At 74.4% G+C, this 19,897-nt stretch carries 19 protein-coding genes; 11 read left to right on the forward strand and 8 right to left on the reverse strand.

The window, feature by feature from the left end; genetic code table 11:
* Positions 1-2,260, forward strand: a 2,260-nt coding sequence (locus DLJ47_RS04615; protein WP_199235701.1) for an FtsX-like permease family protein, incomplete at its 5' end; no start/stop codon positions are given.
* Positions 2,261-3,462: 1,202 nt separating this feature from the next.
* On the opposite strand, the gene DLJ47_RS04625 is transcribed toward DLJ47_RS04615, so the two are convergent.
* The 5 genes from DLJ47_RS04625 to DLJ47_RS04645 all read right to left on the reverse strand — a co-directional run bounded on the left by DLJ47_RS04625 (position 3,463) and on the right by DLJ47_RS04645 (position 8,200).
* The gene (locus DLJ47_RS04625; RefSeq protein ID WP_109898857.1) at positions 3,463-5,001 is read right to left on the reverse strand and encodes an amino acid permease; all 1,539 of its coding nucleotides are present in this window, start codon (positions 4,999-5,001) and stop codon (positions 3,463-3,465) included.
* A 108-nt stretch (positions 5,002-5,109) separates the two neighbouring features.
* Positions 5,110-5,667 carry an SOUL family heme-binding protein gene (locus DLJ47_RS04630; RefSeq protein ID WP_109898858.1) on the reverse strand — a complete coding sequence of 186 codons (558 nt, stop codon included), beginning with the start codon at positions 5,665-5,667 and terminating at the stop codon, positions 5,110-5,112.
* Positions 5,668-5,712: 45 nt separating this feature from the next.
* Positions 5,713-6,453, reverse strand: coding sequence for a YqeB family protein (locus DLJ47_RS04635; RefSeq protein WP_109898859.1), 741 nt, complete (start codon positions 6,451-6,453; stop codon positions 5,713-5,715).
* A 2-nt stretch (positions 6,454-6,455) separates the two neighbouring features.
* Positions 6,456-7,250, reverse strand: coding sequence for an ABC transporter permease (locus DLJ47_RS04640; protein WP_109898860.1), 795 nt, complete (start codon positions 7,248-7,250; stop codon positions 6,456-6,458).
* Positions 7,247-8,200 carry an ABC transporter ATP-binding protein gene (locus DLJ47_RS04645; RefSeq protein ID WP_109898861.1) on the reverse strand — a complete coding sequence of 318 codons (954 nt, stop codon included), beginning with the start codon at positions 8,198-8,200 and terminating at the stop codon, positions 7,247-7,249. Before DLJ47_RS04645 ends, DLJ47_RS04640 begins: the two co-directional genes overlap by 4 nt.
* Positions 8,201-8,333: 133 nt before the next feature.
* Here DLJ47_RS04645 and DLJ47_RS04650 point away from each other — a divergent pair, with 133 nt between their 5' ends.
* The 4 genes from DLJ47_RS04650 (at position 8,334) to DLJ47_RS04665 (ending at position 12,362) form a co-directional block, all read left to right on the forward strand.
* Positions 8,334-9,575 carry a sensor histidine kinase gene (locus DLJ47_RS04650; RefSeq protein ID WP_109898862.1) on the forward strand — a complete coding sequence of 414 codons (1,242 nt, stop codon included), beginning with the start codon at positions 8,334-8,336 and terminating at the stop codon, positions 9,573-9,575.
* Positions 9,554-10,297 (forward strand): response regulator, encoded by a 744-nt coding sequence (locus DLJ47_RS04655; RefSeq protein ID WP_109898863.1) that lies wholly within the window; start codon positions 9,554-9,556, stop codon positions 10,295-10,297. The genes DLJ47_RS04650 and DLJ47_RS04655 overlap by 22 nt, the downstream gene beginning before the upstream one ends.
* 84 nt (positions 10,298-10,381) lie before the next feature.
* Positions 10,382-11,806 carry an ATP-binding protein gene (locus tag DLJ47_RS04660; RefSeq protein ID WP_109898864.1) on the forward strand — a complete coding sequence of 475 codons (1,425 nt, stop codon included), beginning with the start codon at positions 10,382-10,384 and terminating at the stop codon, positions 11,804-11,806.
* Positions 11,807-11,894: 88 nt separating this feature from the next.
* Entirely contained in the window at positions 11,895-12,362 is a 468-nt protein-coding gene (locus DLJ47_RS04665; RefSeq protein ID WP_109898865.1) for a hypothetical protein, read from the forward strand.
* 95 nt (positions 12,363-12,457) lie between these two features.
* Here the strand turns inward: DLJ47_RS04665 and DLJ47_RS04670 are convergent, their stop codons facing one another.
* Positions 12,458-13,246 (reverse strand): D-Ala-D-Ala carboxypeptidase family metallohydrolase, encoded by a 789-nt coding sequence (locus DLJ47_RS04670; RefSeq protein ID WP_109898866.1) that lies wholly within the window; start codon positions 13,244-13,246, stop codon positions 12,458-12,460.
* A 306-nt stretch (positions 13,247-13,552) separates the two neighbouring features.
* On the opposite strand from DLJ47_RS04670, the gene DLJ47_RS04675 reads away from it, so the two are divergent.
* The 3 genes from DLJ47_RS04675 to DLJ47_RS04685 are packed head-to-tail and all read left to right on the forward strand — an operon-like array spanning position 13,553 to position 15,436.
* Positions 13,553-14,194, forward strand: a complete 642-nt coding sequence (locus tag DLJ47_RS04675) for a DUF6642 family protein (protein WP_109898874.1) — start codon at positions 13,553-13,555, stop codon at positions 14,192-14,194.
* A gap of 29 nt (positions 14,195-14,223) precedes the next feature.
* Positions 14,224-14,955, forward strand: a complete 732-nt coding sequence (locus tag DLJ47_RS04680) for a DUF4253 domain-containing protein (protein ID WP_146228026.1) — start codon at positions 14,224-14,226, stop codon at positions 14,953-14,955.
* Positions 14,956-14,971: 16 nt separating this feature from the next.
* On the forward strand, positions 14,972-15,436 hold the full coding sequence (locus tag DLJ47_RS04685; RefSeq protein ID WP_109898875.1) for a PPOX class F420-dependent oxidoreductase: 465 nt from the start codon (positions 14,972-14,974) through the stop codon (positions 15,434-15,436).
* A gap of 5 nt (positions 15,437-15,441) precedes the next feature.
* Here DLJ47_RS04685 and DLJ47_RS04690 read toward each other — a convergent pair whose 3' ends face one another.
* Positions 15,442-16,083, reverse strand: a complete 642-nt coding sequence (locus DLJ47_RS04690; RefSeq protein ID WP_109898868.1) for an NAD(P)-dependent oxidoreductase — start codon at positions 16,081-16,083, stop codon at positions 15,442-15,444.
* Between the two features lie 203 nt (positions 16,084-16,286).
* On the opposite strand from DLJ47_RS04690, the gene DLJ47_RS04695 reads away from it, so the two are divergent.
* Positions 16,287-17,162 carry a hypothetical protein gene (locus DLJ47_RS04695; RefSeq protein WP_109898869.1) on the forward strand — a complete coding sequence of 292 codons (876 nt, stop codon included), beginning with the start codon at positions 16,287-16,289 and terminating at the stop codon, positions 17,160-17,162.
* A gap of 4 nt (positions 17,163-17,166) precedes the next feature.
* Here DLJ47_RS04695 and DLJ47_RS04700 read toward each other — a convergent pair whose 3' ends face one another.
* Positions 17,167-18,399, reverse strand: coding sequence for a serine hydrolase domain-containing protein (locus tag DLJ47_RS04700; RefSeq protein ID WP_109898870.1), 1,233 nt, complete (start codon positions 18,397-18,399; stop codon positions 17,167-17,169).
* Positions 18,400-18,480: 81 nt separating this feature from the next.
* Here DLJ47_RS04700 and DLJ47_RS04705 point away from each other — a divergent pair, with 81 nt between their 5' ends.
* Both DLJ47_RS04705 and DLJ47_RS04710 read left to right on the forward strand, forming a co-directional pair.
* Entirely contained in the window at positions 18,481-19,074 is a 594-nt protein-coding gene (locus tag DLJ47_RS04705; RefSeq protein WP_109898871.1) for a pentapeptide repeat-containing protein, read from the forward strand.
* 44 nt (positions 19,075-19,118) lie between these two features.
* Positions 19,119-19,568, forward strand: a complete 450-nt coding sequence (locus DLJ47_RS04710; RefSeq protein WP_109898872.1) for a pyridoxamine 5'-phosphate oxidase family protein — start codon at positions 19,119-19,121, stop codon at positions 19,566-19,568.
* Positions 19,569-19,897: the final 329 nt, after the last annotated feature.

Raw genomic sequence — 19,897 nt, forward strand, 5'->3', positions numbered from 1 at the left:
CGCGCCCACCCGGCCCTGGTCGTCGGCGCGGGCGAGCGAACTCGTGGCGCGGTTGGCCGGACTGCCCGGCGTCGCGGCGGCCGTGCCGGACCGGACGTTCTATGCCCAGCCCATCGTGGACGGTCGCCCCCCGGCCACCGACGGCCAGCGGCAGGACGCCCACCAGGGACACGGTTGGTCCAGCACCCGCCTCGGTGGGCCGCGGTTGACGGCGGGCGCGCCACCCCGGCACCCCGGCGAGGTGGTCGTCGATGCCGCGCTCGGCCTGCGCCCCGGTGACCCGGTCACCCTGCTGACCGCGAGCGGGCCGCAGGCGTACCGGGTCACCGGCCTGCTCGACGCGCCGGGCGTGCACGTGGCCGACGAGGTCGCCGCGACCCTCGCGCCGGGGGTCGGCGTCATCGGTCTCGTGCTGGCACCGGGCGCCGACCCCGACCGGGTCGCCGCCGCCGCGCGCGGCGTCGTGGCCGGTGACGGCCGGGTCCTCACCGGCGACGAGCGGGGCCGGTTGGAACCGCGGGCGGACGCGCGTACCCGCTGGATCGGCCTGCAGGTGCTCACCGCCACCGCCGCGCTCGCCGGCTTCGTCACGATCTTCGTGGTCGCCGCCGCGTTCGCCTACGCCGTCGCGCAGCGCCGCCGGGAACTGGCGCTGCTGCGCGCCGTCGGGGCCACCCCGCGCCAGGTCCGCCGGATGCTGTACCGGCACGCCCTGGTGGTCGGTGCCGGCGGGGCGGTCGTCGGGTTGCTGGTCGGGGCCGCGCTGGCCCCGGCGGTGGGCCGGCTGTTGGTCGACGTCGGCTTCGAGCCGGCGACCTTCCGCCTCCGGTACACCCGCTGGCCGGTCGTGGTCGCGCTGGTGGCCGGGCCGGTGATCGCGCTGCTGGCGGTGTGGACGGCGTCCCGGCGGGCCGCGCGGGTCCGGCCGCTGGCGGCGCTGCGCGAGTCGGCCGTGGAGCAGCGGCCGATCGGGCGGTTGCGGGCGGCGGCGGGTGGGCTGCTCGTCGCCGCCGGTGCGGTGCTCGGGCTCGCGACCGCCACCAGTGCCGACGCGCAGGAGGGGGCGTCGTCCGCCCTGCTCGCGGTGATGGCGTTGGTCACCGGCGCGGCCGCGCTCGCGCCGGTGTTCGTCGGGCCGCTCGTCCGGCTGCTCCACCCGCCGGTGCGGCGGCGCGGCGGCGCCATCGGGTTGCTGGTACGCGCCGGCGCCTCGACCGCCACCCGGAGCACCGCGTCCACCGCCGCCCCGGTCCTGCTCACCGTCGCCTTCGCCGTGCTGGTGTCCGGAATGGTGCAGACCTCCACCGCCGGGTACGCGGTCGGCCGGCTGAGCGTCGTGAACGCCGGCTGGGTGCTGCTGCCGGACCGGGCCCCCGGCCTCGCCGACCCGGCGGTCGCCGCGGCTGGCGGCGCGTCGGTCCTGCCGACCACGGTGTTCGTGACCGGTGACCCGCCGACCGACGGGATTCGTCCGCTGACCGCGCTCGGTGTCGAGCCGGCGGCGTTCGCCACGGCGAACCGGGCGCTCACCGTCCTCGCCGGCTCCCTGTCGGACCTGCGCGGCGACGACGCCGTGGTGCTCAGCGCCTCGGCGGCCGGAGCCACCGTCGCGCTGCCGGCCCGGCCCTTCCCGGTGGTCTTCGCCGACGGGGAACGGGTGCCGCTGCGGGTCGTCGCCGTGGTGACCGACGACTCGCTCCCCGGTGACCTGCTCCTGCCCCGCGCCGCCGTCCGGGCGCACGATCCGTCGGCGCTGACCTCGGCGGTGTACCTGACCGCGCCGGTCGACCCACCCGCCGGCGCCCGGGTGGTCGACGTCGCCACCTGGGCCGCCGAGGCGGACCAGGCGGAGGACCGGTTGGTCTGGTTGGCCACCCTGCTGCTGATCGCGGTGACGGCCGGCTACGGCGGGATCGCGGTGGTCAACACCCTGCTGGCGGCCGCCGCCGGCCGCGCCGCCGACCTGCGGCTGATCCGGCTGGCCGGGGCGACCCGGCGGCAGGTCCTGCGGCTGGTCGCCGCGGAGTCGGCGTTGGTGGTGGCGCTCGGCGCGCTGCTCGGCGGGGCGGTCGCGTTCGCCGGCCTGGTGAGCATCCGGGCCGGCCTCGCCGAGCAGGCCGGCGCGCCGGTCGACCTCGTCGTCCCGTGGCCGGTGGTCGGCGGCGTCGTCGGGCTGTGCCTGCTGCTCGCGCTCGCGGCGAGCGTCGTACCGGCCTGGCGGATGCTGCGCCGGGGGTCGGCCGTGCGGGCCGGCGGGTGACCGCGTTCGTGACGCAGATGTGATCCGGCGGCTCTTCGCATCGATCGTTTCCGGTGGTCTGCTAAGGAGCGAAAGCGCAGGCGAGAACCGGTTCGCACGGCGACGCGGACCACACCTTCCGGGTCGGCGACACCGGCAACAAGCGATAGCACCACCCCATAACCCGTGGGCCCGCACCGGTTCGCCGGTGCGGGCCCACGGCCGTCCCGGGGCCGCCGGTCGGGGGGACGGCCGGCTAGGGTGCGGGCCATGCGCGTACGCCCCGCCGGACTCCTCCTCGCCGCGGTCGCCGCGGTGCTCTGGGCGCTCGGGATGACCGTCCTGCAACCGCTGACCGAGCAGGTCGGGCCGTGGCCCGAGGCGCTGCGCGGCAACAACGCCTACTGGGCCCGCGACCTGCGCTTCGTCGCGATCGTCGGGGCGGTTGCGGGGCTGGTGCTGGCCGGCGGCGGCAACCGCCGGTGGAGCGTTCCGGCGGTGCTGCTGGGCGGCGCGTGGCTGGCCGCCGACGTGGCCGTGGACCGGGCCGACCCCACCGGGGCGGGCTTCACCGTGCTGCTCGCCGTCGCCGGCTGCGCGGCCGTCGCCGGCGCCGCCGCCCTCGCCGTACGCCGGCAGCGCGGTGGCCGCGATCGGCGGGCGTTGGTCGCCACCGCCTGCGTCACCGGAGTGTCGGTGCTGATCGCCGCGGGCATCGAGTCACCGACCGACCGGGAGCCGGAACTGAACCGGGCGGCGGTCGTCACCAGCCTGCTGCTGCTCGCCCTGACCCTCGGCTGCGCGCTGGCGGCGGCCCCGGGATGGCACCCGGCCCGGCAGCGCCTGGCGGTCGGGGTCGGTGCGGCGGCGGCCGCCGCCGTCCTGCTGGTGCGGGCGGTGCCGCCCGGCCCGCGGATCCTGCCGGGCGTGCTGCTCGGCGCGGTGCTGCTGACCGGGGTGACCCTGCTGGCCTGGGACTGGCCGCACGGGCGGCCGGTCTGGCGGTGGCACGCCCTCGCCGCCCTGGCGGCCCTGCTCGGCCCGTACGCGATGCTGCTGATCGTGGTCATCGGCATCCTGCCGCTCAACCTGGGCGCGCCGCTGACCGCGCTGGCGGGCAACACCGCCATCAACAGCGCCGACTCCGACGTGCTCTACTCGCTGTCCGGGGTGCTCGCCGGCCTCGGGATGGCGTTGCTGCTGGCCTTCCCGCCCGCCCTCGGCTACCGCCCGGCCGGCCCGGAGCGCCCCGACGGACCCGACGGGCCGGACGAGCCGGAAGGGCCGGAGGCGCCGGACGAGCCGGAGGGGCCGGAGGAGCCGGACGAGCCGGAGGGGCCGGACGGGCTGCGCCGGGCCAGCGCCGACCGGCGGTAGCCGTAGCCGGCGTAGATCAACGCGCCGATCACGAACCAGACAGCGAACCGCAGCCAGGTCTCCGGCGCCAGGAAGGTGATCAGCCAGACCGAGAAGAGCGCGCCGACCGCCGGCACCACCGGCATGCCCGGCAGCCGGAACGTCCGCGGCGCGTCGGGGTGGCGGTAGCGCAGCACGATCACCGCGATGCAGACCACCACGAAGGCCAGCAGGATGCCGATGTTGGTCAGTTCCGCGGCCTCGCGGATCGGCAGGAAGCCGGCGATCAACGCGGAGCCGATCCCGACGATCCAGGTCACCCGGCTGGGCACCCGGCGCACCGGGTGCAGCTTGGCGAACCACGCGGGCAGCAGGCCGTCCCGGCTCATCGAGAACCACACCCGGGTCACGCCGAGCATGAAGGTGAACATCACCGTCAGGATGCCGATGATCGCGCCGACCGCGATCACGCTGGCCAGCCCGGACAGGCCCACCGAGGCGAAGGCCGAGGAGAAGCCGCTCTCCGGGTCGATGTCCCGGTAGTTCTGCATGCCGGTCAGCACCAGGGTGGCCAACACGTACAGGACCATCGAGATGGCCAGCGAGTAGACGATCGCCTTCGGCATGTGCCGGCGGGCGTCCCGGGACTCCTCGGCGGCGGTGCTCATCGCGTCGTAGCCGAAGACCGCGAAGAAGACGGTGGCCGCGCCGGTGAACGCCCCACTCAGCCCGAACGGGAAGAACGGCGAGTAGTTCGCCGTCTTGACGTAGAAGAAGCCGACCACGATCACCAGCAGCACCACCGCGACCTTGAGCCCGACGACGAACGTCTCGAACTGGGCGGCGGTCTTGATGCCCCGGTTGAGCAGGAAGGCGATCAGCAGGCAGAGCACCACCGCGAAGAGGTCGACCACGTGCCCCTCGCCGGTGCCCGGCGCGCCGAGCATCCAGGCCGGCAGCTCCAGCCCCAGCTCGCCGACGAGGAAGCTGAAGTAGCCGGAGATGCCGATAGCGACCACCGCCACGATCGCTGTGTACTCCAGCAGCAGGTCCCAGCCGATGAACCAGCCCACCGCCTCGCCGAGCACGGCGTAGCCGTAGGTGTAGGCCGAGCCGGCCTTCGGGATCATGCCGGCGAACTCCGCGTACGACAGCGCGGCGGCCGCGCTGGCCAGGCCGGCGATCAGGAAGGACACCAGCACCGCCGGGCCGGCGGTCTCGCTGGCCACCGCGCCGGCCAGGGCGAAGATGCCGGCGCCGATGATGCCGCCGACACCGATCGCGGTGAGCTGCCACAGCCCGAGGGACCGGGACAGCTGCTCGGCGCTGGTGTCGGCGATCTCCTCGACCGGCTTGCGCCGGAAGATGCCGCTGCCACCGCCGGTGACGCCGCTGCCGGAGGTCATCGTCGTCCCCCTTCCCGGTCCCGCCCGGCGCGGGACGCGTCCTGCGTTACCCGGACCCGGCACGCGCAAATCTCCAACGAGGAGCGCGGCCGGCGAGGTGCGCCCGACTCACTCGGCGACCGGAAGCACCACCTCGTTGCGGCGCAGGAACCAGGGTCGCCACGGCGGGTCGAAGCGGGCGTAGCGGACCGCCCCGGTCGGGCGCAGGCCGGCGGCGATGACCGCCCGGCCCAGCGCGGTGGCCCGCCGGTCGAACTCCCGCGCCGTCCACCGCCCGGCGAACCGGACGGCGGCGGCGAGCTGTTCGGGGATCTCCCGGATCCGCACCCGAGGATCGGTGGGCTCGGGCAGGGTGGCCGCGGTGAACCGGGCCGGCAGCACGAACCGCACCAGCCAGCTGCCCGGGCGGTCCCCCTCCTCCTGCACCACCGGCGCCCTCATCGCGATCGCCTCCGCCCCGGCCCGCTGCGCGACCGGGCCGCCCGCGCCGGCCGCCCGCGTCCGGTGGGCGCCGCCGAGGTACGCGGCCAGCGGCCGGAACGCCTCGGCGGCGACCCGTTCGAAGGTCCCTTCGACCTGCATCTCGGCCACCAGGTGGGCCGGATAGCGGCGCAGCTCGAAGCCGGGTTGCCGCGCCACCACCCGGTACGGCTGCTGCTCGGTCATCGTGCGCTCCCAGCGCCCAGCCCGAAGGCTCCGTCGCCAGCAACGCTACCGTTCGTCGACCTCCCGCTCACCGGAAGTCGCCGGGTCCGGTCCGGGTACCGCCGATCGGGTCAGCCGCCAGTACTGGCGCTTGCCGTCGTCGCGGACCACCACGCCGAGGCGGGCCAGTTCCACACGCAACTCGCGGACCTCGCCGCCCTTCTCCTTGTCCAGGGCGCGCTGGCGGGCCCGCAGCAGCGCGTCCGCGCCACTGGGCAGCCCCGGCAGCCCCGGCACCCACCGCCGGTACGCGTCCCGGTGCGGGTCGCCGTCGGTCCACGGCCAGCCGCGCCCGCGGAAGGCGTCGGACAGCCGGCCGGCGGACAGGTCCGACCGCTCCCGGGCCAGTTCCTCGTCGTCGCCGCCGAGCAGCACGAGGTCCTTGCCGTCGACGAAGACCGCCCGGGTCGCCCGCCGCTCGACGTCCCGCTCCGCGCCGCCGCGGCGCAGCCGGACCCGCTCGACGTCGACGGTGACGACCAGCCGGTCCGCGGCGCCCATGGCACCGAGCACCAACCCGCCCAGCGCGCCGACGGCCAGCCCGCCGATGCCGGCCTGCGGGTCAGGGAGCCGGTCGACGACCTCGAACAGCTGCTGCACCGGCGCCCAGGGCAGCTCGGCGATCCAGCCGGCGAACCGGGCCAGCAGCGCGCCGGCCCCGGCGCCGGCCGCCGGCAGGCCCACCCAGAGGACCGCCAGCTCGGCCGCGCCGCCGTCGACCCGGGTGGGCACGCCGTAACCGTCCATGCTCAGGACACCTCGCGGCGCAGCGTACGGACCAGGCCGGCGACCAGCGGCACGACCAGCCAGACCAGCAGCGACACCCCGAGCCGGCCCCACTGCTCGCCGGTGACGTCCGGGGTGAGCAGCGGCTCCATGGTGCGCCCGGTGTCCAGCCAGCCGGCCGGCCCGCGCAGCGGCCGGACCAGTTCGCCGAGGATCGACCAGAGGGTCGGCAGCACCAGGTAGCTGACGATGGCCAGCGGGGTGTTCAGCAGCAGCAGGCCGAAGCCGGCGCCCATCAGCACACTGGCCACCTGGAGCACCACCGCGTTCAGCAGCAGCGACCCCTCGATCCGCCAGGTGCCGGCCCCGCCGGTGGCCCCGGCGACCAGCGTGCCGACGGCGGCCACCGCCAGGCTGGCCAGCACCGACGCCAGCGCGGCCAGCACCACCGCGGCGAGCTTCGCGGCGATCACCCGCTCCCGCCGGGGCACCAGGGCGTACGTGGTGAGCGCGGTGCGCTGCGACCACTCGCTGGTGATCGACAGGATGCCGAGCACCGGCAGCAGGATGCCGACCGGCAGCAGCGAGGGGAGGAAGAAGTTGGTGAAGGTCTGGTCCGCGTCCTTGGCGTAGATCAACTGGAGGACGACGATGGCGGCGGCGACCAGCCCGATGGTGACCAGCAGCCAGAACCCGGCCCGGGTGTCCACCAGCTTGCGCAGCTCCACCCCGGTGAGCCGGAGCAGGGACGGCCGGCGTAGGCCAGGGTGGCGCCGGGGCGCGGCGGCGGGTGCGGTGGCGACGGTGCTGGTGGTCATCGGACGGTCTCCCTGGTCGGCTGGCCGGTGGTGCGGCTGTCGCCGGCACCGGGGTTCGCGCCGGCGCCGTTCGGTTCGCCGGCGGTGAGGGTGAGGAAGAGCTGCTCCAGGCCGCCGCCGTCGGCGGGGCGCAGCTCGGTGAGCGCGACGCCGGCGTCGGCGGCGGCCTGGCCGACGGCCTCGGCCTCGGCGTGCACGAGCAGCCCCCCGTCGGCGCCACCGGTCACGTCGAGGCCGGCGGCGTCCAGCGCCCGGCGCAGGGCCTGCTGGTCCCGGGCGCGCACCCGGGTGCCGGCGCCGGCCAGCAGTTCGGCCTTGTCGCCCTGGGCCACGATCCGGCCGCCGCCGATGACCACCAGCCGGTCGGCCACCGCCTCGACCTCGCGCAGCAGGTGCGAGGAGAGCAGCACGGTGCCGCCCCGGTCGGCGAAGTCGCGCAGCAGGCCGCGCATCCAGAAGATGCCCTCGGGGTCGAGGCCGTTGGCCGGCTCGTCGAGGATCAGCACCCGGGGATCGCCCAGCAGCGCGTGCGCCAGACCGAGCCGCTGCCGCATGCCCAGCGAGTACGCCCGCACCCGGCGCTTCGCGGCGGCCCCGTCCAGGCCGACCAGGTCGAGCTTGACGGCCACCTCCCGGCGGTCCACGCCCATCGTCTGGGCGGCGACGGTCAGCGCCTCCCGGCCGGTGCGCCCGGCGTGCTGGGCCGAGGCGTCCAGCAGCACGCCCACCTCGCGCCCGGGGTTGGGCAGCTGCCGGTAGGGGCGGCCGCTGACCGTGCTGCCACCGGCGGTCGGCGGGGTGAGGCCGCAGATCATCCGCATGGTGGTGGACTTGCCGGCGCCGTTCGGGCCGAGGAAGCCGGTGACCGTGCCCGGCTCGCAGCGGAACGACACGTCGTCGACGGCGGTGTGCCGCCCGTACCGCTTGGTGAGGTGTTCGACGGTGATCATGCCGACGACCCTGCCGGAGCCGGTCGGTCGCCCGCAGCGGCCGGCGGTCTCGCCTCGTGGCTACCTTGGTCGAGGCCGAGGTCTCGACTTTGGTAGCTGGTCGGTGCTCGGCACCGCTGCCTAGCATGACCAGGTGACCAGCACCGCCGCCGCACCGGACCACCCCTGGCTGCTGCCGGGCGCGCTGACCGAGGCGGCCGGGCATCCGCGGCGGACCACCCGCGACTGGATCATCGACAGCCTCTGCTTCCTGATCGCCCTGGTCTGGGTGCTGCTCTCGGCCGCCGACGCGGCCTCGCCCGAGCCGAGCTACGCGCTGAACACCGGCCCGTGGTGGCTGGAGGAGGTCGACGCGGTCTGCGGCCTGGCCACCGCGGCCGGGCTCTGGGTCCGCCGGCGCTGGCCGGTGGGGCTGGCGGTGGCCACGCTGCCGCTCTCCGCGTTCTCCGTCACCGCCTCGGGCGCGCTGCTGATCATCATCTTCACGCTCACCGTGCACCGGCCCATCCCGCTGGCGGCCGGGGTGACCGGCGTGCACCTGCTGACCGCGTTCGGCTACTACCAGCTGCGCCCCGACCCCGGCATGGCGTTCTGGCCGGCGATGATCTGGACGGTGCTGGTCCTGGTCGCCGTGCTCGCCTGGGGGATGTTCGTCCGGGCCCGCCGGCAGCTGGTGGTGTCGCTGCGGGAACGCGCCGAGCGGGCTGAGGCGGAGCAGCAGTTGCGGGTGGCGCAGGCCCGGCAGCTGGAGCGCACCCGGATCGCCCGGGAGATGCACGACGTGCTGGCGCACCGGATCTCGCTGCTCAGCCTGCACGCCGGGGCGCTGGAGTTCCGCCCGGACGCGCCGCCGGAGGAGGTGGCGCGGGCGGCCGGCGTGATCCGGGGCAGCGCGCACGCCGCGTTGCAGGACCTGCGCGAGGTGATCGGGGTGCTCCGCGCCGAGACCGGCGCCGGGCAGGAGCCGGAACGCCCGCAGCCCACCCTGGCCGACCTCCCCGCGCTGGTTGAGGAGTCCCGGGTCGCCGGGGTCCGGGTCAGCGTGCGCGACCTGGTCGGTGCGGCGGAGCGGCTGCCGGCGGCGGTCGGGCGCAGCGTCTACCGGATCGTGCAGGAGGGGTTGACCAACGCCCGCAAGCACGCCGCCGGGGCCGCGGTCACCGTCGACGTGGCCGGCGCCCCGGGTGACGGGCTGACCGTGGAGATCCGCAACCGGTGGCCGGTCGGCGGGGTCACCGATCCGGAGATCCCCGGTGCCGGCACCGGCCTGGTCGGCATCGCCGAACGGGTCCACCTGGCCGGCGGGCGGCTGGAGTACGGCCGCGACGACACCGGTGACTTCCGGCTGGCCGCCTGGCTGCCGTGGCCGGCGTGACCGGGTCGGCGCCGGGCGCACCCGGACCGGCCGCCGGGCCGCCGTCGACGCCCGACGGGCCGGTGCGGGTGCTGATCGTCGACGACGACCCGCTGGTCCGGGCCGGTCTGTCGATGATCCTCGGCGGGGTGCCCGATCTGCTGGTGGTCGGCGAGGCGGCGGACGGCAGCGAGGTTCCCGCGGCGGTCGCCGCGTACGCGCCGGACGTGGTGCTGATGGACATCCGGATGCCCCGGCTCGACGGGCTGGCCGCCACCGAGGCGCTGCGCGCGCTGCCCCGGCCGCCGGAGGTGCTGGTGCTGACCACCTTCGACGCCGACGACCAGGTGCTGCGCGCGCTGCGGGCCGGGGCGGGCGGGTTCCTGCTCAAGGACACTCCGCCGGCCGAGATCGTGCGGGCGGTGCACCGGGTGGCGGCGGGGGAGGCCACCCTCTCCCCGACGGTGACCCGCCGGTTGATCGACCACGTCACCGGCCCGGGCCCGGCGGCCGGGCCGGATCCGCGCCGGGAACGGGCGCTGCGGCTGCTGGCCGGGCTCAGTGAGCGGGAGCGGGAGGTCGCGGTCGCGCTCGGGCAGGGCCGCACCAACGCCGAGATCGCCGCCGAGCTGTACATGAGCGTGGCGACGGTCAAGGCGTACGTCTCCCGGCTGCTGACCCGGCTCGACCTGAACAACCGGGTGCAGGTGGCGCTGCTGGTGCACGACGCCGGGCTGGTGTGACCCGTCCAATTCCCGGCCTGAGGCGCCTCCTGGAATACACTCATCCATGAGTGTTTCACGAATGGAACTATCAAGGATGGTTGTATGGACGGCTTCGTCGGGCGTGGCCGGGAGCTCACACAGCTCAACCGGATGCTCAGCCGGGTTCGGGACGGCGGCCGCGCCGGTCGGCCTGGCCGGGCACTGCTCATGCGCGGCCGGCGGCGGGTCGGCAAGTCCCGGCTGGTGGAGGAGTTCGTCGACCGCGCCGACATCCCGCACGTCTTCTTCACCGCCTCGGCGCAGCCCACGGTCACCGCCGATCTCGCTCTCTTCGTCGAGGCGGTGGCCGGGTCGACGCTTCCCGGCGCCGCTCTCTTCCAGGCCCAGCAGCCGGCCACCTGGGATGCCGCCCTCACGCTGCTCGCCGCCGCCCTGCCCACCGATCGGCCCAGCGTGGTCGTTCTGGATGAGATGCCATACCTGATCGCCACCGACCCCGGCTTCGAGGGCACGCTGCAGAAGGTCTTCGACCGGGAACTGTCGCGGCGGCCGGTCCTGCTGATCTGCATCGGCTCCGACCTGGCGATGATGGAGGCACTGAACGACTACGGGCGTCCGTTCCACCAGCGAGCCACCGAGATGGTGATACCGCCGCTGAGCCCCGCCGACGTCCGGGACATGCTCAATCTGTCGGCTGCGGAGGCGTTCGATGCCTATCTCGTCTCCGGCGGGCTACCGCTGATCCTCGACGAGTGGCCCGGTGGTGCCACCCTGAGCGACTACCTCGCCGACGCCGTCACCGATCCGACCTCGGCGTTGCTGGTCAGTGGCGAGCGAGCGCTCGCGGCCGAGTTCCCCACCGCATCCCAGGCGGGGGTGGTCCTGCGGGCGATCGGGTCCGGCGAACGCACCTTCTCGATGATCTCCCGCGCGTCCGGAGGGCTCCCGCAGGCATCGCTGACGCGAGCGCTGCGGGTGCTCACCGACAAGCGGATCGTCGATGTCTCCGTGCCGCTGTCGACCAGGCCCTCCCGGGATACCCGGTACACGGTGACCGACCCGTACCTGCGATTCTGGCTGTCGTTCCTGGCGCCGTACCTGCCCGAGATCGAACGGGGACGGGGCGATCTGACGCTGCGGCGGATCTCCTCGTCCTGGACGTCCTGGCGCGGCAGGGCGATCGAACCCGTGATGCGGGAGGCATTGCGCCGGCTGCCCGACGGCTACCTACCCGAGGGCACCTCGAGCGTGGGCGGCTACTGGACGCGGACGAACGATCCGGAAATCGACCTGGTGGGCGCCGACCGTGAGCCGATCGCGAGACGGATCACGTTCGTCGGTTCGGTGAAGTGGTTGGAGCAACGTCCCTTCGACCCGCATGACCTGGGGCGGCTGCTGCGGCATCGGGCCCAGCTGCCGGGAGCGGCCGACGACGTGGCGCTGGTGGCGGTCTCTCGTAGCGGGGCGACCGCCGAGGGCGTCCGCGTGCTGTCACCCGAGGACCTGCTCGTCGCGTACCGGGATTGAACTTTCGCCGGGCGGGGGCCGTACCACTGGCCGAGGATGCGGTGCGGCGGGTCGGCCGCACCGCTGCCGGAGCCGCGGGAGGCCTACCGTGCGAGTTGGTGAGCAGTCGACGGATCCCATCGATCAGGTACTAGGCGAGGTGCCGGTCCCGGCCCCGCTGACCCCGGAGGACGTCCGGCTCGCGGTGCGGGCGGTGGTGGTGCACACCGCCGAGGAGTGGCCCTCGGGGTCGCTGTGCCGCAACGACGGCGCGACGTACCCGTGCCGGCTGCACCGCTGGGGACGCCGGGTGCTGACCGAGCACGGGCTCAACGAGCGGCAGATCGACGCCCTGATCCGGCACGGCAACCCGTTCGTGCACGTGCCGTTCCCGTTCACGGTGACCGTTCCCGCGCCGGCGCGTACCGGCACGGCCGCGCCGCGCCCCGGTTACCCGCTGCACGGCCAGGCCGCCCGGGCGGCCGCGCCGGGTGCGCGGCCGGTGGTCCGGCCCGCCAGCTCCGGCCGGCCGGTGGCTCCCCCCGCCACCGCGCCGCGCTGGCCCCGGGCGAGCTGAGCGGAGGGTACGGCCGCCAGCGCCCGCCGGGGCAGGACGACGCCGGCCCGGGCTCGGGATTCCCCTCCCGCCCGGGCCGGCGTCGCCGTCGTGGCTCAGTCGTTGCCGGCGCCGATCCCGCAGTCCGGCGCGGACCAGCTGGTGGTGTTCGAGGTCCGGTCCCGGTTGTTCTCCCGCCGGGAGTCCACGTGCACGTGGTCGTCGTGGTCGGGGTAGCCGGGGCCGAAGATCCCGCTGAAGCCCCGGTTACGGGCGTCCCGGGCCAGCTCGCAGAGCGAGCTGGTACGTGAGGTGATGTCGGCGGCGGTGCCGTAGAGGTGCTGGCTGTCCGACGCGCCGCCGACCTGGTTGTTGCAGGCGCGGCTGCGGAAGCCGCTGCTCACGTAGATCGGCTTGTCGCCCATGCTGTGCCGCAACGCCTCCAGCTTCCACATGGTTTGCAGCGCGTTCTGCCGGGTCTGGGCGGCCGAGAGCGGGCCCCCGCTCCACCCGCCCCGGCCGCAACCGTCGTCCATCTCGGCGTAGCTGAAGTGCCGGGGCGTGCAGTCGTTGTCCTGGAGTTCGTAGAGCTTGGCGTACGTCTGCGGACCGGCGATGCCATCCACCCGTAGCCCGTACGCGGACTGGAAGCGGCGGACCGCGGCGGCGGTCTTCGGGCCGAACCGGCCGTCGAGCTCGACGATGTCCCGGTTGCCGGCCCAGCCGGCGACCCGGAGTTGGAGCTGGCGCACGTCGTCGCCGGAGCGGCCCTGGTAGAGGTTCCGTTGCCAGGTGTAGCAGCCGTCGGCATGGGCCGCTGGCGCGGCGACCACCGTGGCGATCGCGGCCCCGGGCACCGCCAGGGCGAACGCGACGACAGCCCGCTTCAAGGTGTTTACACGCACAGAAGTCCTCCCGATAGGAGTGCGATTGGGGTGGCATCCAGGACATCGACCGGGACGTCCCGCGATTTCCACCCTGACACTGATCCGGGGCTTAGGAGGGGATTAACGAGAATTGTCCTTACGATTCGCGGTTCCTGGGGCTTGGCTGGGAATTGGGCGCAATCACGAATCACCCATTCACCGCCGACGAGGCGCAGGAACAGCACAACCGCACGCGACGTCACAATCGGCCACACCGAGGGTGATGTTCTCCGGGCCGGGGCGGCCGGTAACGTCAGCCCGGGCGGCGGACTGGCGGAGGTGGGCGTGGCGCGCGGTGGCGTCTTCTGCGTCGAGGGGCAGTGGCACCGGGACCTCAACGAGCGGGGCTCCGTGCTGCCCACGCTGGAACTGCTGGAGCGGCTCGGGAAGATCCGGTTCATCCACCGGGACGCGGCCACCCGCGACGAGCTCTTCTACTTCCTCGACCGCTGGCTGCTCAAGCAGTACGCCGACTACCGGGTCGGCTTCTTCGCCATGCACGGCGAGCCCAGCCGGCTCTGCCTGACCGACTGGAACTCCGTCGAACTCGCCGACGTCGCGGAACTGATGTCCGGCCGCTGCGAGGGCCGCCGGCTCTATTTCGGCAGTTGCTCCGTGCTCCGTGCCTCCGACGCCGTGCTGCGCGAATTCCTGCAGGTCACCGGGGCCGCGCTGATCTGTGGATACACCCGGGAAGTGGACTGGGTCGAATCGGCCGCCTTCGAGACCGTGCTGCTCGACGTACTGGCCAACGGGCAGCGGCACAACGCCGCCGAACTGCGGATGGGCTCGGCGCACTGGGCGCCGCTGGCGTCGTACCTCGGTTTCCGGGTGATCTACGCCAACGGCCGGGCGTGGCGGCCGGCGGTGCGCCCCCGGGTCCCGGCGCAGCCGGCCGGGGGCCGCGCCCCGGCCCGCCCCCGCTGACTGTCGGAACCTGCTGGTACGACGTACGCGTGAACCACATCGACGACGCGCGTCGCCTGCTCGAGGCTGTCGGCATCCACGATCCGCACCTGCGTGACGTCGGCGGGGTGCCGGCGTTCCACGCCGAGCCCGCTCAACTGCTGCCGCTGTGGCGGCGCCTGCGTGAGCTGGCCCCGGCAGTCGGCCGGTGGCCGGTCATCCTCGGCCCACGCCCGGACGGGCTCAGACTGATCGGGGACGACGAGCGGGACGACGCGATCGCCGCCGGGCTGGGCATGGACGTGGCCGCCCGGCTCGGCGAGCTGCGCGAGGAGCTTCTCGCCTGGGAGGAGGGCGACGATGAAGACGAGATCGAGTACCCGCCCCGCGGCCCGGCGGACGGCCTAGCGCCGCACGACGAGGACGGATTCGTGCTCGCGGCTGAGCCCGGGTGGATGGGCCTGGTCCCGGCGGCCGCCGGCCACCTCGTCCCGGCCGTGCTCGGCCTGTGGGCGGGCGGGAACTACGCTATGGAGCCGGCCGACCACGTGGCGGTGCTGCGCCACTGGCGCGACCGGTACGGCGCCGAGCTGGTCGCCGTCAGCGACGACATCATCGAGCTCCGGGTGCTCCGCCCGCCGGCCGATCCGGCGACCGTGCTGGCCGTGGCCGAGGAGCAGTACTGGTACTGCCAGGACATCGTCGACCAGGGCGTCGAGACCATCGACGCCCTCGCCGCCGTGCAGGTGCCCGCCCGGCGGTGGTTCTTCTGGTGGGACTGACTGGTAGAAACGAGTGGTGGCACGAAACATCGCGACGAACACCCGGGTCGACCGGGACGCCCTGCTCGACTTCGTCCGGCCCCGGCACAAGGTCATCCTGATGACCACCCGGGCTGACGGCCGCCCGCAGTCGTCGCCGGTCGCCGCCGGGGTGGACCCGGCCGGCCGGCTGGTCGTCTCCACCTATCCGGAGCGGGCCAAGGTCACCAACATCCGCCGCGACCCGCGGGTGTCGGCGTGCGTGCTCTCCGACGACTGGAACGGCCCGTGGGTGCAGCTCGACGGCACCGCCGAGGTGCTCGACCTGCCCGAGGCGCTGGAGCCGCTGGTGGAGTACTTCCGCTGCATCTCCGGCGAGCACCCGGACTGGGACGAGTACCGGCAGGCGATGGTGCGCCAGGGCAAGTCGCTGATCCGGGTCACCATCGACGCCTGGGGTCCGATCGCCACCGGCGGCTTCCCCGCCCGCCTCGCCGACTGAAGCCGTCAGTACGCGGCGGTGAAGCGGGTGTTCTCGTGCCGCGGGTTCTCGATCTCGTCCACGATCGCCACCGCCAGGTCCTCGTAGCTGAGCACCGAGCGGCCCTGGTCGTCGGTGACCGGCTGGTCGCCGCCGGTGCGGTAGTGCCCGGTGCGCTCGCCCGGGTGGAACTCCAGCGGCGGCGGGGACACGTACGTCCAGCGGACCCCGTCGGCCGAGGACCGGTAGTAGTCGAGCGCCTCGGCCTGGCCCAACGCCGACGGGCGGTACTCCTCCGGGAAGTCCGGCTCGTCGAGGTACCGGGTGCCGCGCGGGGTGAGCAGGGTGGAGCCGCCCCCCAGGTGGATGATCCGGGGCGCGTCCGGCATCCCGCGCAGCGTGGTCACCAGGTTCCGCGCCGCGGCCAGCCAGAGCCCGTGCTCGCCGCCGCCGATCGCCAGCACCATCGCGTCCGTGTCCGGCGCCAACTCCCGTACGCTCTGCTCGCTGGTGGCGTCGCCGGTCACCACGTGCACGCCGGCCGGCAGGTAGGAGGTGGCCTCCGGGCGCCGTACCGCCGCGACCACCCGGTGCCCCCGGCCGACCGCCTCCGCGGTGACCCGCGATCCCGCGGTGCCGCCCGCCCCGAACACGACGATGTTGCTCACGACCGCCTCCCGCCCCGCGTCCCGGTCCGGCCCGGCGGAGCCGGCCTCCGCGGACGTAACCCCCGCTGACGTAGCCCTCTCCAGGCTATTGACCGCTGCCGGCGCGCGCTGGCGGACCGGGATCCCCACGCCATCGCCAGTGACCCCTTGTGTCCACGCCGGCACTCGGCTGAACTGGTACGGACGGCCAGCGCGGAGGTGCCATGACCGAGGTACGGGACGCGGCCGCCGACGGCGCCGAGCCCGCCGGTCCGGCGCCGGAGGACGAGCCGCGGCAGCGCTGGCATGATCGGGCGCGGGCCTGGCTGCGCCGGCTGAAGCCGGTCGGCCCGCCGACCGGGCGGTGGCTCGCCGGGGTCCTCGCCGCCGTCGTCACCACGGCGGTGACCGCCTGGCTCCTCGCCTGGGGTCTGCTCCCGGGCAGCCCGCCGTCGCCGCCGCCGGACGACCCGGACGCCCTGCCCTTCACGATCGCGGTCCGCACCGAGCACGACGAGACGGACGGTTGGGTGGTCGCGGCACCACTCGCGGAGATCCCCGCCCGGCCGGGTTGGCGCGACGACTGGTCGCCGTGGGTCCGGGAGGCCAACGCGGTGCCGGCCTCCCGCCTCGGTGTGTCCTTCACCGTCCAGGGCGTCAGCGAGGCCCAGGTGACGCTCACCGACCTGCGCGTACGGGTGGCGGCGCGGCGTCCCGCCCTGCGGGGGGTGTTCGCCGTGCCCGGCGGCGGCGGGCCGAGCGCCTACCGGTGGGTGGACGCCGACCTGGACGAGGACCCGCCGGTGCTCCACGCCGGCATGTTCACCGAGGGCGAGGGCAGCGTCCCGGCGCACGAACGGAGGGAGATCCGCTTCCCGTACCGGGTGTCGCTGACCGACGCCGAGACGTTCCTCGTCGTCGGCCACACCGAGCGGTGCGACTGCGAGTGGCGGGTCGAGCTGGACTGGGCGTCGCAGGGGCGCACCGGTACCGTCACCATCGACGACGCCGGACGCCCCTTCCGGGTCACCGGCATCGCCGGCGCGCACACCGACTGCTTCACCTCGCCGGAGGACATCGAGGAGTGCCGGCCGCGGTGACCGGTCAGTCGACCAGGGCGGAGTAGACCAGCTGGCGCAGCTGCGGCCGGAGCGGGTAGGTGCTGGACGGCAGCAGCTGGGTGAAGAGCAGCGCGGTGATCTCCTCGACCGGGTCCACCCAGAACGCGGTGCTCGCCACGCCGCCCCAGTAGTACTCGCCGACGCTGCTCGGCACGCGGCTCGGGATCGGGTCCTCCACCACGGCGAAGCCGAGCCCGAAGCCGATCCCGTCGAGGGTGGTCTCGGCGAAGCCGCCGGTGGACAGCGTGCCCAGGTCCTGCCCGCCGGGCAGGTGGTTGCGGGTCATGAAGCGCACCGTGCGAGGACCGAGCAGGCGTACCCCGTCCAGTTCGCCGCCGCGCAGCAGCATCTGGGTGAACCGGTGGTAGTCGGCGGCGCTGGCGATCAGGCCGCCCCCGCCGGACAGGAACGCCGGCTTCTCGTACGCCAGGGCGCCCAGCCTGTCGTAGCGGAACGCGCGGCCGGTGCGCGGGTCGGGCGCGTAGAGCGCGGCGAGCCGGTCGGCGGCGTCGCCGTCGACCCACCAGTGGGTGTCGGTCATGCCGAGCGGACGGAAGATCCGGTCGGCGAAGAAGGCGTCCAGGCTCTGCCCGGAGACCACCTCGACCAGCCGGCCGAGCACGTCGGTGGCGACCGAGTAGCCCCACGCGGTGCCGGGCTGGAACAACAGCGGCAGCTCGCCGAAGGCGCGGCAGGCCGTGGCCAGGTCGACGTCGGCCGGCGGGTAGAGGTCGTAGCCGGCGGCCCGGTAGAGGCCGTCGACCACCGAGGTCTGCATGAAGCCGTACGTCAGGCCGGCGGTGTGGGTGAGCAGGTGCCAGACCCGGATCGGCTCGATCGCCGGCACCGTGTACGGCTTGAGCGTCGAACCCTTCGAGTAGACCCGCAGGTCGGCGAACTCGGGCAGCCAGCGGCTGATCTCGTCGGTCAGCTCGAAGCGGCCCTCCTCCCAGAGCATCATCGCGGCGACCGAGGTGACCGGCTTGGTCATCGAGTAGATGCGCCACAGCGTGTCCGGCTGCACCGGCCGGCCGGCCTCCACGTCGCGCAGCCCGTACGTCGAGGCGTGCGCCACCTCGCCGCGGCGGGTGACCACCACCTGCCAGCCGGCCAGCCGGCCGGCGTCGACGTACCTGCCGAAGTGCTCGTCGATCCGCGCCAGCCGCGCCGGGTCGAAGCCGATCTCGTCCGGGTCGATGCTGCGTGCCACACTCACGCCGCCGAACCTACTCGGCGGTACCCTCGGTCGGAAGGGCGGACGGCCACACATGTCGGTGCCCGTCGGTAGCCTGGCCCGATGCCCGAGCTGACCGAGGACGCGACCTTCCGCAACGAGGACTGGTACGGCGAGGAGCTGGTCGACCGGCACTTCGTCCGCTGCTCGTTCTTCCACGTCGACCTCACCGAGGCGGTCAGCCGGGGCGCGGTCTTCGACGGGTGCACCTTCGGCAACGTGAAGTTCAACGCCTCCCGGCACACCGACTCGGCCTTCACCCGGTGCACCTTCACGCGGTGCAACCTCTTCGAGGCCGAGTTCACCGGCTGCAAGCTGGTCGGCAGCACCTTCGCCCAGTGCGACCTGCGGCCGTTGACGATCGCCGGCGGTGACTGGTCGTTCGTCGCGCTGCCCGGCGCCGACCTGCGCGGGGTCCGGATCACCGATGTGCGGATGCGGGAGGCCGACCTGACGGGGGCCAACCTGACCGGCGCCACCGTCACCGGTGTCGACCTGTCCGCCGCCCAGCTGCACAGTTCCCGGCTCTCCGGCGCCGACCTGCGGGGCAGCGACCTGACCGCGCTCGACCCGACGGTGGTGGAGCGGGCCGGCGCGATCGTCGACACCGAGCAGACGGTGGTGATCGCCCAGGCGCTCGGCTTCGAGATCCGCTGAAAAGTCGACGCCGGTTGTCAGGTTTCCCTGCCAGCGTGGGTGGCATGGCATGGTGGTCCGACCTGGTCGATGAGCAACCCGAGTTCGCCGCGCGGGTGCGCGCCCGCTTCGCGGTGCGCAAGCACGGCACGATGGCGACGTTGCGTCGCGACGGCTCGCCGCGGATCAGCGGCACCGAGTTCGACTTCGGCCCCGAACACCTGCGGCTGGGCAGCATGGCCGGCGCGCTCAAGGCCCTCGACCTGCGCCGGGACCCCCGGGTGGCGCTGCACTGCCCGACCGAGGACGCGCCCGAGGACGACCCGCGGGCCTGGGACGGCGACGCGAAGATCGCCGGGATCGCCCACGAGGAGCCGGCGGGCGAGGACGGTTCGCACCGGTTCCGGATCGAGTTGACCGAGGTGGTGCTGACCCGGGTCGGCGACCCGGCGGACCACCTGCTCATCGAGAGCTGGCATCCGGGCCGGGGCCTGCGGCGGCGCGAGCGGCGCTGAACCCGCCCCACCACGCCGGGTGCGCGCGCCGCGCATCGCCCCCGCCCGCCAGCGTCCCCTGGCCGGGACCGGGGATTCCCGATTTTCCGGTGCATCCGCTACCTTCCGGTGACGAACCGGGGTGCGTCGACCGTCCACTGTGCGGAACGGTCGGGCCGGTGCGATCGTGAGACGGCTCACCGCGGGCGGCGCGTGCCATCGGGGTCGGGCCGGTGGGGAGTGGAGGGTCGGTGGCGGAGGAAGACCTCACCCGAACGCGCGCCGGTGCGACCGGTCCAGCCAGCCACCGCGCGTCCGGCACACCGGCCCGGCACCGCTCCACCCTGCCG

The sequence above is a fragment of the Micromonospora sp. S4605 genome, assembly GCF_003176715.1.
Taxonomy (GTDB): domain Bacteria; phylum Actinomycetota; class Actinomycetes; order Mycobacteriales; family Micromonosporaceae; genus Micromonospora; species Micromonospora echinaurantiaca.

Bases quoted from the DNA above. Each gene is read 5' to 3' on its own strand.
- DLJ47_RS04645 (WP_109898861.1), bottom strand. From the start codon at position 8,200: ATGATCACCGTCGAACACCTCACCAAGCGGTACGGGCGGCACACCGCC.
- DLJ47_RS04635 (WP_109898859.1), bottom strand. From the start codon at position 6,453: ATGGACGGTTACGGCGTGCCCACCCGGGTCGACGGCGGCGCGGCCGAG.
- DLJ47_RS04640 (WP_109898860.1), bottom strand. From the start codon at position 7,250: ATGACCACCAGCACCGTCGCCACCGCACCCGCCGCCGCGCCCCGGCGC.
- DLJ47_RS04705 (WP_109898871.1), top strand. From the start codon at position 18,481: ATGCCCGAGCTGACCGAGGACGCGACCTTCCGCAACGAGGACTGGTAC.
- DLJ47_RS04630 (WP_109898858.1), bottom strand. From the start codon at position 5,667: ATGACCGAGCAGCAGCCGTACCGGGTGGTGGCGCGGCAACCCGGCTTC.
- DLJ47_RS04660 (WP_109898864.1), top strand. From the start codon at position 10,382: ATGGACGGCTTCGTCGGGCGTGGCCGGGAGCTCACACAGCTCAACCGG.
- DLJ47_RS04710 (WP_109898872.1), top strand. From the start codon at position 19,119: ATGGCATGGTGGTCCGACCTGGTCGATGAGCAACCCGAGTTCGCCGCG.
- DLJ47_RS04695 (WP_109898869.1), top strand. From the start codon at position 16,287: ATGACCGAGGTACGGGACGCGGCCGCCGACGGCGCCGAGCCCGCCGGT.
- DLJ47_RS04625 (WP_109898857.1), bottom strand. From the start codon at position 5,001: ATGACCTCCGGCAGCGGCGTCACCGGCGGTGGCAGCGGCATCTTCCGG.